This window comes from Bacteroides acidifaciens, from assembly GCF_903181435.1.
GTDB lineage: Bacteria > Bacteroidota > Bacteroidia > Bacteroidales > Bacteroidaceae > Bacteroides.
In genome coordinates, this window is sequence record NZ_CAEUHO010000001.1 from 1,330,150 (window position 1) to 1,346,419 (window position 16,270).

Genomic DNA, 16,270 nt, shown 5'->3' on the forward strand with positions numbered 1-16,270 from the left:
GGAAGCACCGGTAAGAAACTGATAGCTGTATAAACCGGCTCAAACGATACTGTTTATACAGGTTGTTGTTATTTGAATTTTAAAACAAATTTGGTTTCCTTGTCCGGTAGTAACGTAAGACTTCCGCCCGATAGGCGCATAATCTGACGCGAAATGCTCAGTCCGATTCCGCTGCCGCCTTCCTTGGTGGTAAAGAAAGGGATAAATATATGTTCGCCTATCTCTGGCGGGATTTGGGGACCATTATTCTTTATTTCAATTAGTATCTCTTCCGCATCATTGCAATAAGCCAGAATTTCAATTTTTCCGTCCGGCTGATTGCCGATAGCTTGAATGGCATTCTTCAAAAGATTGATGACAACTTGGGAAATCAGGTTCTCGTCTGCATATACTATCAAATCCGCAGGTGAAATATCCATGTGGAAGAAGATATTTTCGCATGGGTTCTGATGGCGGGCAAGTTCGACCATTCTCTCTATGAATGCCTTTACGTAGAATAAAGAGGGTTCGGGAGTCGGTATGCGCGTGAATTGCCGGTAAGATTCTACAAAAGAAAGCAGTCCTTTTCCGGTAGCGCTGATTGTTTGCAATCCATGATATATCTCTTCGTCTTTCTCTTCCGATATGGAAAGGAGAGTGTCGCAAAGTGAAGTGATGGGAGTTACTGAGTTCATTATTTCATGGGTAAGTACACGTGTCAGGCGAATCCATGAATCGATTTCTTTTTCGTCCAGTTCGGTATTGATGTCATTCAAGGCGAGGATGCGCAGATGCTCTTTGCGCACGTTAATTTCTGAAACACGTATGGAGAGGTTGACTGTTCCCCGTTCGTTGTGGAAAGTTACCTGCAACTTTTCTCCGGGACGGCAATTCTCTATCTTGCCCATCAATACGGCATCTACTTTACTCAATTGGCGGACATGCGTAAATATGTTCAGTCCGAGAAGCCGCAGGGCTTCTTTGTTTTTCTGATACACGGCTCCGTTGTCATTGAGCACTAACAGTCCGGTGCTGACAAAATCCAGAATCAGTTCATAGTATTTCTCCTGTTGTGCCGTTTCCGCTTTTACATTATATAAGATATGTCCCACCCGGTTGAGTGCCATATTGATTTGCCTGCTTTCCGCTGTTCCGTCTTCTTCGGGAAACCGGAAAGCGTTATCGTTATTTTCCAAAGCGTCAATCATAAAAAGCACTTGCTTGACATGATGACGATATAGCCGGATTTGCCATAAGATACTTAGAGCTAGCAGAATCGTACTGATGCCGAGCCCTGTATAATCTTTTTGAAAGCCCAACCAGGCAGTCAGTAGACAAGCACAGGCGCTTAATGCTATTCTGAACCAATATCGGTAGGTAAGTTGCCGGAAGAACTTTCTCATAATCTGATTTTTATCATAATCCGAACTTTTTCATCTTGTTATAGAGAGTCTGCCTTGTTATTCCCAGTTGGCTGGCAACAGCCGACAGGTTTCCAGCACAAGCGTCCAAGGCTTTTCGTATCATTTGTATTTCCATCTCTTCGAGCGTAGAAATGTTTTTCTCTTGAATCCCTGTGCGGGATGGTACTGATAATTGAAACAATTCGGCAGGAATCAACGGATTGTCATTGATGATGACGACTTTTTCAATTACGTGTTCCAGTTCGCGGATATTGCCATACCAGGGATGTGCTGTCAGTTTCTCTTTAGCTTCGGGTGTAAACTTCATCAAAGCCTTGTCATATTGCTTGCAGAAACGTACGATAAATCTTTCTGCAAGTGGGATAATATCCTCTTTCCGTTCCCGTAAGGGTGGTATTTCTACATGAATGGTATTGATGCGATAGAGTAAATCTTCCCGGAATTCACCTTTACCCACCATCTCTTGCAAGTCCCGGTTTGTAGCGCATATCAGCCGGATATCAATAGGGATAGGAGTATTGCTTCCTACACGTACGATGCTTCGGCGTTGGATGGCAGTCAACAGTTTGGCTTGCAGATGATAAGGCAAATTTCCTATTTCATCCAAAAACAGGGTGCTTTTGTCGGCAGACTCGAATTTGCCTGTGCGGTCGGCATGTGCATCCGTGAAAGAGCCTTTTACGTGTCCGAAAAGTTCACTTTCGAATAAGGATTCCGTGATAGTTCCCATATCGACGGCAATCATTTCTTTATGTCTACGGTTGGATAGGGAATGAATTTCACGTGCCAGCATTTCTTTTCCCGTTCCGTTCTCACCGGTTATCAGGATATTGGCATCGGTAACTGCAACCTTTTCAATTAGCATACGGAGTTGCTGCATCACTTTGCTTTCTCCCCAGTACATAGCCGGGTGGCCAGGTTCTTCTTTTATACTCGTTTTCTTTCCGCGGGGTGTAGATGCGGCTGCGGCTTGTAGGGTGTCCACTAACTTTTGGTTATCCCAAGGCTTCACGATAAAGTCAGTAGCTCCTTCCTTAATCCCCCGGATAGCCAGTTCAATATCTGCGTAAGCTGTAAAAAGTACGACCGGCAGTTCCGGGCGTACTTTCTTTATTTCATGCAACCAGAACAGCCCTTCATTGCCGGTATTAATGCCCGATGTGAAATTCATATCCAGCAATATTACTTCCGGTTTCTCTTCCCGTATGGCACTTGCCAGTGTGACGGGAGAGGGGAGTGTGATAACTTTTGAGAAATAGCTTTTCAGAAGGATTTGTACAGCTGTCAGCACTCCCTTATTATCGTCTACAATGATGATTGTTCCTGCTTTACTCATTTTCGTGTAAGTTTAAAACGCAAACTTACGAAAAAAGTAGTTTAGATTTCAATATTTGGATTTCAAAAAAATGAATTTCAAAATTTGTAACTCAAAAATGAAATTACAGCCATTGGAACTTTAATCCGAAGGATAGGCTGAGATAATCACGGGGACGTAGATAGCTATTAGGTACGGCGCTGACCAAGTAAAGGTCGCAAGTACTTATCTCATAGAAGAAAGTCACAGACTTTGCCAGAAATCTGCGTTGCGGGTCAATATCATAAGTCAGCCGCTGCCCCATGAAAACATGGAAACGTACCTTGCTTGAGAAACCGTAGTAACCTTTCGGATAACGGTCGGGTTCATTTACCCAAAACCGGTCTCCGAATACCGTGTTCATATAAAGACCGCAGGTGAGCGGTTCCGTAGAGAATCCTTTTCCTATGTTGATGCTCCAAGGCATATAATTCTGCTTGAGCGTCATCGTCACTTTGGCTTTCTTTGAAGAGTATTTCGGAATAAATCCTAGCAATAAGTCTGTTTCCCATTGATTCCGCTTTCCATAATCCCATCCTGTGCCGAAAGAGAGCAATCCCATGTTTCCGGCATATTGTATTTTAGAATGAGTGGGGATAATCCTTTCCCAGTTTCTACGGAAACGGTGCACCCGGTTATCGTAACGGGTACGCTTCACTTCCTTGGGCGTGGCAGGCAATATGGAATCCGCTTTGATAATTGTAAATACGGAATCACCTGTATGGAAAGCAATGATTGAATCCGACTTGATGATAAAGCGGAGTGAGTCTGCCTTGTATGTGTCTATGACGGTATCTGTCTTACAAGTGGCTGAAATCAGACCTGGGAACAGGAGAAGTATCGACAGCACTCCTGCCCGCAAGATATATTTAGTATTTAACCAGTTCATATTCGTACTTTTCCGGAGTTATGGTAAATACCAGATAACTGCGGCAATCCATGCAGTCACTGGTGATATAATGTATTCCATCATCAAAAATCACATCATCCCGATGGTGGTGAGTATGGGCGGCCGTGCAGAATTGTATTCCCGGATATTTGGTGACATAACGGTGAAACACTTTGGCTACATTGTCATTGAACACGTCCGTATAGGGTCGCGCGTGCATACTAATTACCGTCTTTTCAAACTCGTCCCTTCTGTCCTTTATCTCTTGCTCCATAAAGGTGAAATTCGGAACGGGTTCGGAATAATCATATTCCAGTGCATTGGTATTCAGGCAGACAAACTTCACATTGCCCGCAATGAAAGAGAAATTGGTAGGGCCGAATACGGCTTTGTATGTTTCTTCCCCTGTGCCGAGGCAGTCATGATTTCCAATTAGGACCACATAAGGTACTTTAAGTCCATTCATAATATCTCGCTGCCAAAGAAACTCTTTCGTCACTCCGAAGTCACTCATGTCTCCGCCATGAATGACGAAATCAATATCATCCCGTTTATTAATCTCTTTCACAAACTCTTCCGTTTCGTCATACCAACGTTGTGAATCACCCATGGTTACAAAACATAGTTTAGTCTTACCTTTGCAATTCGCTTCTATCTTTTCGATGTTGTGTGCATTGACATTTGTTTCGCCGCTGATTCGGACATCGTACGGATGATAATCTATCATACTGCATCCGGAAAGTAACAGACACGACAAGAGCGCATATAAACTTTTTCTCATCATAATTATAATAATATAGTTTAGAAAACTTTTAGCGAAGATATAGTTTTCGAATGAAACAACGATGGTCTAGTATGGAAAATAGGAAAAAAAGAACAATAAAGAAGTGTAAATATCAATTTATAGCTCTTTATGAGAGAGAACAGAACTATTGTACTTTGTCTAATTATTAGACACTACTGTCTAATAATTAGACAAATAATGTCTTATGGAGAAAAATGTAACTGGCTGATAACTAAAAGAAAAAGACTTTGGCATGTTTTCTGTTTTTCTATGTACGAATATAACAAAATAAAAAAATGATGAGGCACTTTTATTATACCGTTCAACTATTTCGCTTTTGTAGAAAAGAGATAGCTATTCGTAAAGTGAATGGTGCGGATACTTTCGGTATATAGTATTGCAAATGAATAACTGTGATATATTGAAATATAATAAAAATAAAGAGATTATGATTAAGATTGAAAACGTCAGTAAAGTATTCCGTACTTCCGAAGTGGAGACGGTCGCGTTGAATCATGTCAATGTTGAAGTGAAAGAAGGAGAATTTGTAGCCATTATGGGACCTTCGGGGTGTGGCAAATCCACCTTGTTGAATATCCTCGGACTGTTGGATAATCCTACCGAAGGCTCGTATCTGTTGATGGGGCAGGAAGTTGCCGGACTGAAAGAAAAGGAACGTACCCATGTGCGCAAGGGTAAATTAGGCTTCGTATTCCAGAGTTTCAACCTGATAGACGAACTGAATGTCTATGAGAATGTGGAACTTCCGCTCACTTACCTGGGGCTTAAAGCGTCAGAACGTCGGCGAATGGTAGAAGATATTCTGAAACGAATGAGTCTCAGCCACCGTGCCAAACACTTTCCGCAGCAGCTTTCCGGTGGTCAGCAACAGCGTGTTGCCATTGCCCGTGCTGTTGTCACTAACCCTAAATTAATTCTTGCCGATGAGCCTACGGGTAATCTTGACTCCAAGAACGGTGCGGAAGTAATGAATCTGTTGACTGAACTGAATAAGGAAGGAACTACCATTATTATGGTGACCCACTCACAACACGATGCAAGCTTTGCTCATCGTACTGTGCATTTATTCGACGGAAGTATCGTAGCAAGTGTAACGGCATAAACAATGCATCAGCAATGAGACAAATCTACTATACTATACGCACATTATTGCGTGAGCGCGGGTCGAATATCATAAGGGTAATCTCCCTTTCTTTAGGGCTTACCATTGGTATTCTGCTTTTCTCGCAGATAGCTTTCGAGCTAAATTATGAGCAATGCTATCCGGACGCGGAACGCTTGGCACTCGTACGTTGTCAGGTAACCAACTCCAGCACAGGTGAGACAGCGGGTGATGAGGGTGGAACCAGTTATGACTATACCGTCTTTGATGTGACAGCCGCTACTCTGGCACAGGATATGCCGAAAGAAATCGAAATGGCCAGTTGCGTCCTTCCTTTTGGTGGCGCTAATATCTATAAGGAAGACAAACTTTTGTCCGACATAAATTACATCTATGCAGATACCTGTTTCTTTCAGACTTTCGGCATCCCCGTACTGAAAGGAAATCCGAAAGACATGATTATGCCCGGAAGTGTTTTTGTGTCAGAGCATTTTGCCCGTGAGACGTTCGGAGATGAAAATCCTGTTGGAAAAATGCTTTCTATTCAGAAACAAGAAGAACTGACCATCCGCGGCATATACAAGGACGTACCGGAAAACACAATGCTTACTCATGACTTCGTAATTTCCATCCATCAGAATGGGGGGTATCACGCGGGAGCCGGCTGGGGTGGAAATGATGTTTTTTACGCTTTCCTTCGCTTGCGCGATGCTTCGGATATTGATAAGGTGAACGCAAATATCCAGCGGGTGATTGGGAAATATACTTCTTTAGAATTTGATGGTTGGAAAGTTGAATTTAGTGCCATTCCGTTAGTGAAACGTCATTTGGATTCTCCCGATGTGCAGAAACGGCTGGTTATTTACGGATTCCTAGGCTTTGCTATCTTTTTTGTGGCTATTATGAATTATATGCTTATATCCATTGCCACATTGAGCCGTCGTGCGAAAGGGGTAGGAGTGCATAAGTGCAATGGAGCCAGTTCGGCAAATATCTTCAATATGTTTTTGGCAGAGACGGGAATACTTATTATCATTTCCATATTGCTTAGTTTCTTGCTGATAATTAATACACGTGGCTTGATTGAAGATTTGCTTTCCGTACGTCTTTCCTCACTTTTTACTTGGGAAACGTTGTGGGTGCCGCTACTTACTGTCTTCGTGCTTTTCATTTTGGCAGGTGGCATACCGGGACGATTATTCTCACGTATTCCCGTCACACAAGTGTTCCGTCGTTATACTGACGGGAAGAAAGGATGGAAACGTTCGTTGTTGTTTGTGCAATTTACAGGGGTTTCTTTTGTCTTGGGGTTGCTGTTAGTCACCTTATTGCAGTATAGTCATTTGATGAACCGGGACATAGGAATTGTCGTGCCCGGATTGGCCCAGGCACAGACATGGATTCCCAAAGAATCGGTGGAGCATATCAAAGACGAGTTTCGCCGCCAGCCGATGGTGGAAGGAGTGACGGTTGCCATAAATGGCGTGCTTGGCGAGTATTGGACGCGAGGACTGATAGGGAATGACGGCAAACGCATTGCTACACTGAATTATAATTCTTGCCATTATAATTATCCCGAAGTAATGGGAATCAAGATAATTGAAGGAACTACGATAAAGAAGCAGGATGATTTGCTGGTAAATGAGGAATTGGTGCGTCTGATGAAATGGACGGACGGGGCAGTAGGTAAAAAGTTGAATGATGTTCGGGGAACGATTGTGGGTGTTTTTCGTGACATTCGTAACACCAGCTTTTATGCATCTCAATCTCCTATTGTCTTGATAGGAGATGAGAATGCAAATCATGTGTTTGATGTCCGTCTGAAAGAACCTTATGACGAAAACTTGAAACGTCTGAATGAATTTGTGGAAAGTACCTTTCCGAATGTATCCTTACACTTTGTCTTAGTGGACAACATGGTGAAAGACGTATATAAGAATGTGTACCGTTTCCGTAATTCCGTCTGGATTACTTCCGGCTTTATTTTGTTGATTGTCATCATGGGACTGATAGGCTACGTGAACGATGAAACCCAACGTCGCAGCAAGGAGATAGCTATTCGGAAAGTGAACGGTGCTGAGGCTTCCCACGTCTTGCGGCTACTGACACATGACATTTTATATGTTTCTGTAGTTTCTATCCTGATAGGTACGGTTGTCTCTTATTTTGCGGGACAGGCGTGGCTCGACCAGTTTGCCGAGCAGATTGACTTGAATCCGTTGCTTTTTGTAGGCACAGCCCTCTCTGTTCAATTATTGATTGTAATTTGTGTTGTTCTGAAAGCATGGCATATTGCCAATGAGAATCCGGTAAATAGTATCAAAGTGGAATAGAAATCAAAGGACAAAAGCAGAATAGGGCAGGAATAGCCTTATTCTGCTATCACATTCTGTTGTTTGGATACCTTTTTGATATAGATTATCAAACTGATTACCGCCGTAATAAATGCAAATCCATCCGATACCGGCATACTAATCCAAACCCCTTTCAATCCCCACCAATTAGGGAACAGCAACAGGCATGGCAGCAAATAAAGCAACTGCCGTGTCAACGACAGGAAAATACTGATTTTCGCCTTCCCGATACTTTGGAAGAAGTTACCGATAACAATCTGTGCTCCTACGAATGGGAACATCAACACCGTCAAGCGAAGCCCTTCTACGGCAAGTCCGATTAGTTCATCATTATCCGTAAAGAGCGCGGACACTGCATGCGGGAAAAACTCACAAATCAGGAAACCGCTGCTCGTGATAACCACTCCCGAGATAATCCCCAGTTTCAACGTCTGCTTCACCCGGTCTATCTTCTGTGCCCCGAAGTTATAACCGACAATCGGCTGCATACCCATCGTCAATCCCAATACAATCATGACATAAAGCGTCAGCAACCGGTTGATGATACCATATGCACCGATAGCCATATCGCCCCCGTATTCCTGCAAACTGTTATTGATAATAATAACAATAGCACACGCACAAACATTCATCAGAAACGGCGACATACCGATAGCGAAAATACTCTCCACGATTCTCCGCTTCATCTTCCATACCTTTCCTTCAAAATGCACCGTACTGTCTTTCTTCATAAAATGGCTCACTACCCACACCATACCAATCAACTGTGAAATGACCGTTGCCGTAGCCGCTCCGCGCATTCCCCATTCAAAGTGGAAGATAAAGATAGGAGCGAGGATGATATTAGCCACCACCGTCACCATAGAAGTAAGCATCGCTTTCTTCGGATAGCCGGTAGCACGCATCACGTTGTTCAATCCTATCATCGTGTAAGTGATTGGAGTTCCTAACAAGATTACTTGCATAAAGCTACGTGCATAAGGCAACGTATCAGGACTCGCCCCGAAAAAAGTCAATATATCATCCAAAAAGATAAAAGACAATATCCCGAAGAAGAAAGAATTCGTGATACAGAGCATCAGCGTATGTGACAGAATCTCCGTAGCCCCCTTCATATCCTTTTGCCCCAACCGGATAGAAGCAAGCGTAGAACCGCCTGCCGACACCAACGTACAGAAAGCCACCACAAGATTCATCAGCGGAAAACTGATAGCCAATCCTGCAATAGCCATCGGGCCGACCCCATGCCCGATAAAAATACTATCAATAATATTATAGATAGAAGTAATCGTCATTCCTATAATAGCAGGAATGGAATATTGTAACAGCAGTTTGCCGATACTCTCTTTTCCTAAGATATGTGGGTCGTTCTTACTCATGCGTCAGTCGATTTATTGGATAAACCAGTAGAATTGTTGGATAAAAACGTATGTTACGTTTTTTTTAGCTTTGCAAAGGTACGAATAATTTGTCTGATTCGATGATTATTCGGAACTTTGCACCGACTGATACACAAGGTTTAACGTTTTAGGTAAAAAGAAAGTTTATATGAATACAACGAAAACGATTGCGGCGCTGTTCGACTTCGACGGTGTCATTATGGATACAGAGACACAGTACACCGTCTTTTGGAACGAACAAGGACTGAAATATCTGAACGAAGAAGATTTCGGACGCCGTATCAAAGGACAGACTCTGACGCAGATTTACGAGAAATACTTCCCGGCTCTCCCTGAAGCGCAACGGGAAATCACAGCCAAACTTAATGTTTTTGAAAAGCAAATGTCCTACGAATATATTCCCGGAGTGGAAGCCTTTATAGCCGACCTGCACCGTCACGGTGTGAAGATAGCCGTAGTCACCAGTTCCAACGAAGAAAAGATGCAAAACGTCTACAACGCTCATCCCGAATTTAAGGGAATGGTAGACCGTATCCTCACCGGCGAAATGTTCGCCCGCTCCAAACCCGCTCCCGACTGTTTCCTTCTTGGAATGGAAATATTCAGCGTCATCCCCGAAAATACCTATGTTTTTGAAGACTCTTTTCACGGTCTGCAAGCCGGAATGACTTCGGGCGCGACCGTTATCGGACTTGCCACCACCAATTCTGCCGAAGCCATCGCCGGAAAAGCCCATTATATCATGAATGACTTTACCGCAATGACCTGCGATAAATTGTTGACGTTGCACCGCTGATTCCGCTCTGTATAACGTCTTCTTCATCCTCTCAACCATCTGTCGGCTATCCCGGACAAAGGGTTGAGAGGATTTTTTTGCATTTCCTTCTCTGTTATGAATTAAATGTTATAACTTTGCCCCGATTTTTTTGCCGGTGTTCAAGAACATCGCTCGAAACACATAATAATTAATTTATAATTCAAAATTTAAAAAGACATGGCTGGTTATATATCAGATGATACAAGAAAGGTGACTACTCATCGCTTGGTTGAAATGAAACAGAGAGGCGAAAAGATTTCTATGCTTACTTCCTATGATTACACAATGGCACAGATTGTAGACGGTGCAGGAATGGACGTAATCCTTGTAGGCGACTCCGCTTCCAATGTAATGGCAGGAAATGTGACTACATTGCCTATTACGCTCGACCAGATGATTTATCATGCTAAATCCGTAGTACGTGGCGTGAAGCGTGCGATGGTAGTAGTAGATATGCCTTTCGGTTCTTATCAGGGAAACGAAATGGAAGGTCTTGCTTCTGCTATCCGTATCATGAAAGAAAGTCACGCTGATGCTTTGAAACTGGAAGGTGGAGAAGAAATCATTGGTTCTGTGAAACGCATAATCAGTGCGGGCATTCCGGTGATGGGACATCTCGGACTAATGCCGCAGTCTATTAATAAATATGGTACTTATACCGTACGTGCCAAAGACGATGCCGAAGCGGAAAAACTGATTCGCGATGCTCATCTGCTCGAAGAGGCAGGCTGTTTCGCCATTGTGCTCGAAAAGATTCCGGCAACCCTTGCCGAACGCGTAGCTTCCGAACTGACCATACCTATCATCGGTATCGGTGCAGGCGGTCATGTAGATGGTCAAGTATTGGTTGTTCAGGACATGCTTGGTATGAACAACGGCTTCCGTCCCCGTTTCTTACGTCGTTATGCTGACCTGTACACGGTGATGACTGATGCAATCAGCCGCTATGTATCCGACGTGAAGAATTGCTACTTCCCCAACGAGAAGGAACAATATTAAAATAGTATATGGCAGTAAAATTGTGGACAGTACATTTTATGCGGATATGTATAGCTAATTTGCTGTTGTTTATATCCTTGTATGTGTTATTTCCAGTACTTTCCATTGAGATGGCGGACCGTCTCGGAGTGCCGGTGGCGCAGACAGGAGTAGTTTTTCTATTTTTCACGCTGGGAATGTTCCTTATCGGTCCTTTCCATGCCTATCTTGTGGATGCATACAAACGTAAGACGGTGTGTGTATTCTCTTTTGCCCTTATGGTAGCGGCAACGGTAGGTTATGCTTTTGTGACCAACATAACGGAACTTATCCTGCTGAGCACCGTGCAGGGATTGGCTTTTGGCATAGCGACAACCGCAGGCATCACCCTGGCAATCGACATCACCAATTCTACACTGCGCAGTGCGGGCAATGTCGGTTTCTCATGGATGGCGCGTTTGGGAATGATTCTAGGTATCATCCTCGGAGTATGGCTTTATAAAAGTTACTCCTTTCAGAATTTGTTGTCTGTCTCTGTTATCATCGGAGCAGCGGGAATCCTGGTAGCGTCCGGTGTCTATGTGCCTTTCCGTGCACCGATTGTCACCAAACTCTATTCTTTCGACCGCTTTTTGCTGTTGCGTGGATGGGTTCCTGCCATTAATATGATTCTGATTACGTTCGTACCGGGATTGTTGATTCCGCTTGTCCATCCTTTCCTTAATGACTCCGTACTTGGAAATATGGGAATACCTGTACCTTTCTTTGTAGGAGTGGGAATTGGATATTTGGTATCCCTGCTTTTGGCTCGCCTGTTCTTTATGAAAGAGAAAACACTGAGATTGGTCATTATAGGAATCGGACTGGAAATGCTCGCGATGTCTCTGTTGGATGCGACCGGCTCAATATCTGCTCCTTCTGTACTTTTGGGGTTTGGATTGGGACTTGTCATGCCGGAATTTCTGGTCATGTTTGTGAAGTTGTCCCATCACTGCCAGCGTGGAACGGCAAACACCACCCATCTTTTGGCAAGCGAGTTCGGAATTTCCTTAGGTATCGCTACCGCGTGTTACCTGGATTTGGATACCGACAAGATGCTTCATATCGGACAGATAGTAGCTTCGGTGGCTTTGGTGTTTTTCGTCATTGCGACGTATCCTTATTATATAAGAAAGAAAGTGAGATAAGGGTGCTAAAATCCCTCTTGAAAATGGCGTCACTATACCGTCCGGATAGTGACGCCATACTATAAAAATAGTGACGCTATCACATGCGGATAGCGTCACTATTTTTATAGTATGAATTTGTTGTTAATTCCGGCTTACCTGTTTCACTCCTTTCACCGTCCTCAGCTTCTTGATAAGCGCTTCCAGCCTTCCCGTATCACCGACCATAATCGTCAGTGTTCCTGAGAATAATCCGTCATGCGAATCAATACCAATAGAGCGAAGAGTAATTCCATTCTCCTTTGATATAATCGAAGTAATATTCGTCACAATACCGATATCATCGTGTCCCACAACGCGCAACGTGATAGGATACTGCGTGCCTTCCGACTTGCCCGCCCATCGGGCCTTTACAATCCGGTAACCGAAGCGTTCGTGCATCTGATTCGCATTGGGGCAGTCTCTCCTGTGAATCTTGATTCCTCCGCTTACCGTCACGAAGCCGAATACATCATCGCCATAAATAGGATTACAACATTTGGCAAGCTTGAATTCCAGCCCTTTCAGGTTTTGGTCAATCACAAGCACATCTTCTTTGGATGTCGTCTCTTCCTGTGGCACCTGCATGTTGTATCCCTCGGCGCTGCGGTACACAATCTCGTCATGCGTATCATTATCGCGTTTCTGCTGCTCGATGTATTTGTCCAGAACCTCATTGACATCTAGTGCTTCATCAGCTATTTTCTGATAAAACTCCGTCACGTTCTTGAATCCCAAACGCTTGATAAGGCGCATCATTGTCGCTTCGTCATACTCCAGCTTGCGGTTCTTGAACTTCCGTTCTAATGTCTCCTTTGCAAAATCGTGCTGACGCGCCACCATCTCCTTGAGTGCCTGCCGAATCTTCGTACGGGCTTTGGAAGTAGTCACGATATTCAGCCAGTCCTGTTTCGGAGTTTGGGTGTTTGAAGTCATAATCTCCACCTGGTCGCCGCTGTTCAACTTCTGTTTGAGTTGGACATTCTTGCCGTTCACCTTGGCACCGATACATTTGCATCCCAGTTTGCTATGGATATGGAAAGCGAAATCGAGCACCGTAGCGCCTTTCGCCAGTTTGAACAAATCCCCTTTGGGAGTAAATACGAAAACCTCATCTTCGTAAAGGTCCATTTTGAACTGGTCCATCACTTTCATTGAGTCGTTGTCCGCATTTTCCAATGCTTCGCGAACCGAAGTCAGCCATTCGTCCAAACCAGTTTCGCCTTTGATACCTTTGTATCTCCAGTGAGCAGCCAGTCCGCGTTCGGCGATTTCGTCCATGCGGCGGGTACGTATCTGTACTTCCACCCATTTTCCTTCCGGTCCCATCACGGTGATGTGCAATGACTCGTAACCGTTGCTTTTCGGGATAGAAAGCCAGTCACGCAGACGCTTCGGGTTAGGCTGATACATATCGGTCACAATAGAATATACTTGCCAACATTCCTGCTTCTCCTTTGCCGGTTCCGGTTCCGAATCCAAAATAATACGGATGGCAAACAAGTCGTAAATACCTTCGAACGGTGTTTTCTGTTTCTGAATCTTGTTCCATATCGAATGTATGGACTTGGTACGTCCCTTGATGTCGAATTTCAGTCCCGCAGCCGCCACCTTTTTCTGTATGGGTTCAATAAACGCAGCGATATACTTGTCGCGTGACGCCTTCGTTTCGTTCAACTTATCCTTTATATAATAGTAAGTTTCCCGCTGCGTATATTTCAGCGACAAGTCCTCAAGTTCCGATTTCAACTTATAGAGTCCCAGCTTATGCGCTAATGGGGCATATAGATAAGCGGCTTCGTTCGCCACCTTGTTCCGGTCTTCCTCATTGCCCGTATCCTTGATTTGGCGCATCACGTTCACGCGGTCGGCAATCATAATCAGTATGACACGCATATCCTCGGCAAACGAGAGCAGGAGATTACGGAAATTCTCCGATTCTATCGCCGGGCTCTTCGCATACAGCTCGTTTGTTTTTACCAATCCCTTGATGATGCTTGCCACATCTTCTCCGTATTCGGTATTTACTTCTTCGATAGACAGTATATGCGCCTTTACAATTTCGTGCAGCATGATACCGATGAGGCACGAGCCTTTCATACCGATTTCTTCGGCTACGATGACTGCCGTTTGTAAATCTCTGATGACGGGATTCATCCCGAAGTTATTGCGTTGCAACCCGTTACACTGGGCTGCTTTGATTAGATGTTTTTTTAATTTTTGGCAATCCTGCCAGAAAATGCTGTCTCCGGCAGATTTCATCAAATGCCGGTAGAGTGAAAAAAGCTCCTTTTTTTCCTCTGATGTAAAAAAGTCGTCCATATTCAATCTTGTTAATTCGATGTAAAATTACTTTTTTTCTTGGTTATTCGGCAAGAAGTAAATAACATTTTGTATTTTTGGGCATCAATTAATAAAATTAGATATTATGATAACGACACAGGACAAAGAGTTGCTTGCCAAGAAAGGCATCACGGAAGCGCAAATAGCAGAGCAACTAGCTTGCTTCCAAACTGGTTTTCCTTTTTTGAAACTGGACGCGGCCGCTTCCATCGAAAAAGGTATATTGGCTCCCAATGCCGAGGAGCAGAAAGCATATCTGGCAGCGTGGGACGCATATACAAACACGGATAAGACCATTGTGAAGTTTGTACCGGCTTCGGGCGCTGCAAGCCGTATGTTCAAGAACCTGTTCGAGTTTCTATCTGCCGACTATGATAAACCGACTACAAAATTCGAACTGGCATTTTTTGACGGTATCAAGGATTTTGCTTTCTATGACGACCTCAATGTAGCTTGCCAGCGTACAGCCGGAAAGGACATTCCCGGATTAATCGAAGAAGGCAACTATAAAGCTGTAGTATCGGCATTGCTCGAAACTGCCGGGCTGAATTATGGCGCACTGCCGAAAGGTCTGCTCAAATTCCATAAATATCCCGAAGGTGCACGTACTCCGTTGGAAGAACATCTTGCAGAAGGAGCCATGTATGCAGCTGGAAAGAGCGGCAAAGTCAACGTACACTTCACCGTATCTACCGAACATCGCGAACTCTTCAAGAAACTGGTGGACGAAAAAGCCGGCGAATTTGCCAAACGTTACGGTGTCGATTATTACATCACTTTCTCCGAACAGAAGCCGAGCACTGACACCATTGCCGCTGACATGGACAACCAACCGTTCCGCGACAACGGCAAACTGCTGTTCCGTCCGGGTGGACACGGCGCACTGATTGAGAACCTGAATGACCTTGATGCCGATATTATCTTTATCAAGAATATCGACAACGTAGTTCCTGACAAATTGAAAGAGGATACTGTTACTTATAAGAAACTGATTGCCGGCGTACTTGTCTCCCTGCAAAAACAAGCATTTGAATATCTCGAACTACTTGACAGCGGCAAATATACGCATGACCAAATGATGGAAATGCTCCAGTTCCTGCAAAAGAAACTTTTCTGCAAGAATCCGGAAACGAAAGACCTCGAAGATTCCGTACTCGCCATTTATCTGAAGAACAAACTGAACCGTCCGATGCGTGTCTGTGGAATGGTGAAGAACGTAGGCGAACCGGGTGGTGGTCCGTTTCTTGCATACAACAGCGACGGAACTATCTCCCTGCAAATCCTCGAAAGCTCGCAAATCGATATGAACGACCCCGAAAAGAAGGAAATGTTCGAGAACGGTACACACTTCAACCCGGTAGACTTGATATGTGCAGTACGTGACTATAAAGGTCATAAGTTCGATTTGGTGAAGTACGTGGATAAGGCAACAGGTTTCATTTCCTACAAATCAAAGAACGGCAAAGACCTGAAAGCTCTCGAACTTCCCGGTTTGTGGAACGGTGCAATGAGCGACTGGAATACCGTATTTGTAGAAGTTCCCCTTTCTACCTTCAATCCAGTGAAGACAGTGAACGACCTGCTGCGCGAGCAACATCAATAATTGTTTTTTTACCACAG

The 16,270-nt window shown here is 44.1% G+C and carries 12 protein-coding genes; 6 read left to right on the top strand and 6 right to left on the bottom strand.

All coding sequences use genetic code 11. The annotated features are described in order from the left end of the window. Positions 1 to 68: 68 nt before the first annotated feature. The 4 genes from CLIN57ABFB40_RS05405 to CLIN57ABFB40_RS05420 all read right to left on the bottom strand — a co-directional run bounded on the left by CLIN57ABFB40_RS05405 (position 69) and on the right by CLIN57ABFB40_RS05420 (position 4,430). On the bottom strand, positions 69 to 1,382 hold the full coding sequence (locus CLIN57ABFB40_RS05405; RefSeq protein ID WP_175629216.1) for a sensor histidine kinase: 1,314 nt from the start codon (positions 1,380 to 1,382) through the stop codon (positions 69 to 71). A gap of 13 nt (positions 1,383 to 1,395) precedes the next feature. Beyond that, positions 1,396 to 2,739 carry a sigma-54-dependent transcriptional regulator gene (locus CLIN57ABFB40_RS05410; RefSeq protein WP_175629217.1) on the bottom strand — a complete coding sequence of 448 codons (1,344 nt, stop codon included), beginning with the start codon at positions 2,737 to 2,739 and terminating at the stop codon, positions 1,396 to 1,398. A 103-nt stretch (positions 2,740 to 2,842) separates the two neighbouring features. Continuing rightward, a complete protein-coding gene (locus CLIN57ABFB40_RS05415) occupies positions 2,843 to 3,646 on the bottom strand; it encodes a hypothetical protein (protein WP_175629218.1) in 804 nt (267 codons plus the stop codon). Then, positions 3,627 to 4,430, bottom strand: a complete 804-nt coding sequence (locus tag CLIN57ABFB40_RS05420; protein WP_175629219.1) for a metallophosphoesterase family protein — start codon at positions 4,428 to 4,430, stop codon at positions 3,627 to 3,629. Before CLIN57ABFB40_RS05420 ends, CLIN57ABFB40_RS05415 begins: the two co-directional genes overlap by 20 nt. Positions 4,431 to 4,878: 448 nt before the next feature. Here CLIN57ABFB40_RS05420 and CLIN57ABFB40_RS05425 point away from each other — a divergent pair, with 448 nt between their 5' ends. After that, positions 4,879 to 5,553: an ABC transporter ATP-binding protein gene (locus CLIN57ABFB40_RS05425; RefSeq protein ID WP_254871704.1), complete on the top strand. Its 675-nt coding sequence runs from the start codon at positions 4,879 to 4,881 to the stop codon at positions 5,551 to 5,553. Between the two features lie 14 nt (positions 5,554 to 5,567). Next, on the top strand, positions 5,568 to 7,886 hold the full coding sequence (locus tag CLIN57ABFB40_RS05430; protein WP_175629221.1) for an ABC transporter permease: 2,319 nt from the start codon (positions 5,568 to 5,570) through the stop codon (positions 7,884 to 7,886). Between the two features lie 38 nt (positions 7,887 to 7,924). On the opposite strand, the gene CLIN57ABFB40_RS05435 is transcribed toward CLIN57ABFB40_RS05430, so the two are convergent. Next, positions 7,925 to 9,286, bottom strand: a complete 1,362-nt coding sequence (locus tag CLIN57ABFB40_RS05435) for an MATE family efflux transporter (RefSeq protein ID WP_175629222.1) — start codon at positions 9,284 to 9,286, stop codon at positions 7,925 to 7,927. A 169-nt stretch (positions 9,287 to 9,455) separates the two neighbouring features. Between CLIN57ABFB40_RS05435 and CLIN57ABFB40_RS05440 the strand changes: the two genes are divergently transcribed. The 3 genes from CLIN57ABFB40_RS05440 (at position 9,456) to CLIN57ABFB40_RS05450 (ending at position 12,289) form a co-directional block, all read left to right on the top strand. Continuing rightward, positions 9,456 to 10,103 carry an HAD family hydrolase gene (locus tag CLIN57ABFB40_RS05440; protein WP_175629223.1) on the top strand — a complete coding sequence of 216 codons (648 nt, stop codon included), beginning with the start codon at positions 9,456 to 9,458 and terminating at the stop codon, positions 10,101 to 10,103. Between the two features lie 198 nt (positions 10,104 to 10,301). Next, entirely contained in the window at positions 10,302 to 11,123 is an 822-nt protein-coding gene (panB, locus tag CLIN57ABFB40_RS05445; RefSeq protein WP_175629224.1) for a 3-methyl-2-oxobutanoate hydroxymethyltransferase, read from the top strand. Positions 11,124 to 11,131: 8 nt separating this feature from the next. After that, positions 11,132 to 12,289: an MFS transporter gene (locus tag CLIN57ABFB40_RS05450; protein ID WP_175629225.1), complete on the top strand. Its 1,158-nt coding sequence runs from the start codon at positions 11,132 to 11,134 to the stop codon at positions 12,287 to 12,289. A 123-nt stretch (positions 12,290 to 12,412) separates the two neighbouring features. Here the strand turns inward: CLIN57ABFB40_RS05450 and CLIN57ABFB40_RS05455 are convergent, their stop codons facing one another. Then, positions 12,413 to 14,629, bottom strand: a complete 2,217-nt coding sequence (locus tag CLIN57ABFB40_RS05455) for a RelA/SpoT family protein (protein WP_175629226.1) — start codon at positions 14,627 to 14,629, stop codon at positions 12,413 to 12,415. Between the two features lie 106 nt (positions 14,630 to 14,735). Between CLIN57ABFB40_RS05455 and CLIN57ABFB40_RS05460 the strand changes: the two genes are divergently transcribed. Further along, positions 14,736 to 16,253 (top strand): DUF4301 family protein, encoded by a 1,518-nt coding sequence (locus CLIN57ABFB40_RS05460; protein WP_175629227.1) that lies wholly within the window; start codon positions 14,736 to 14,738, stop codon positions 16,251 to 16,253. Positions 16,254 to 16,270: the final 17 nt, after the last annotated feature.

Excerpts from the sequence above, each read along its gene's own strand:
- CLIN57ABFB40_RS05405 (WP_175629216.1), bottom strand. The coding sequence starts at position 1,382 with ATGAGAAAGTTCTTCCGGCAACTTACCTACCGATATTGGTTCAGAATA.
- CLIN57ABFB40_RS05410 (WP_175629217.1), bottom strand. The coding sequence starts at position 2,739 with ATGAGTAAAGCAGGAACAATCATCATTGTAGACGATAATAAGGGAGTG.
- CLIN57ABFB40_RS05415 (WP_175629218.1), bottom strand. The coding sequence starts at position 3,646 with ATGAACTGGTTAAATACTAAATATATCTTGCGGGCAGGAGTGCTGTCG.
- CLIN57ABFB40_RS05420 (WP_175629219.1), bottom strand. The coding sequence starts at position 4,430 with ATGATGAGAAAAAGTTTATATGCGCTCTTGTCGTGTCTGTTACTTTCC.
- CLIN57ABFB40_RS05425 (WP_254871704.1), top strand. The coding sequence starts at position 4,879 with ATGATTAAGATTGAAAACGTCAGTAAAGTATTCCGTACTTCCGAAGTG.
- CLIN57ABFB40_RS05430 (WP_175629221.1), top strand. The coding sequence starts at position 5,568 with ATGAGACAAATCTACTATACTATACGCACATTATTGCGTGAGCGCGGG.
- CLIN57ABFB40_RS05435 (WP_175629222.1), bottom strand. The coding sequence starts at position 9,286 with ATGAGTAAGAACGACCCACATATCTTAGGAAAAGAGAGTATCGGCAAA.
- CLIN57ABFB40_RS05440 (WP_175629223.1), top strand. The coding sequence starts at position 9,456 with ATGAATACAACGAAAACGATTGCGGCGCTGTTCGACTTCGACGGTGTC.
- panB (WP_175629224.1), top strand. The coding sequence starts at position 10,302 with ATGGCTGGTTATATATCAGATGATACAAGAAAGGTGACTACTCATCGC.
- CLIN57ABFB40_RS05450 (WP_175629225.1), top strand. The coding sequence starts at position 11,132 with ATGGCAGTAAAATTGTGGACAGTACATTTTATGCGGATATGTATAGCT.
- CLIN57ABFB40_RS05455 (WP_175629226.1), bottom strand. The coding sequence starts at position 14,629 with ATGGACGACTTTTTTACATCAGAGGAAAAAAAGGAGCTTTTTTCACTC.
- CLIN57ABFB40_RS05460 (WP_175629227.1), top strand. The coding sequence starts at position 14,736 with ATGATAACGACACAGGACAAAGAGTTGCTTGCCAAGAAAGGCATCACG.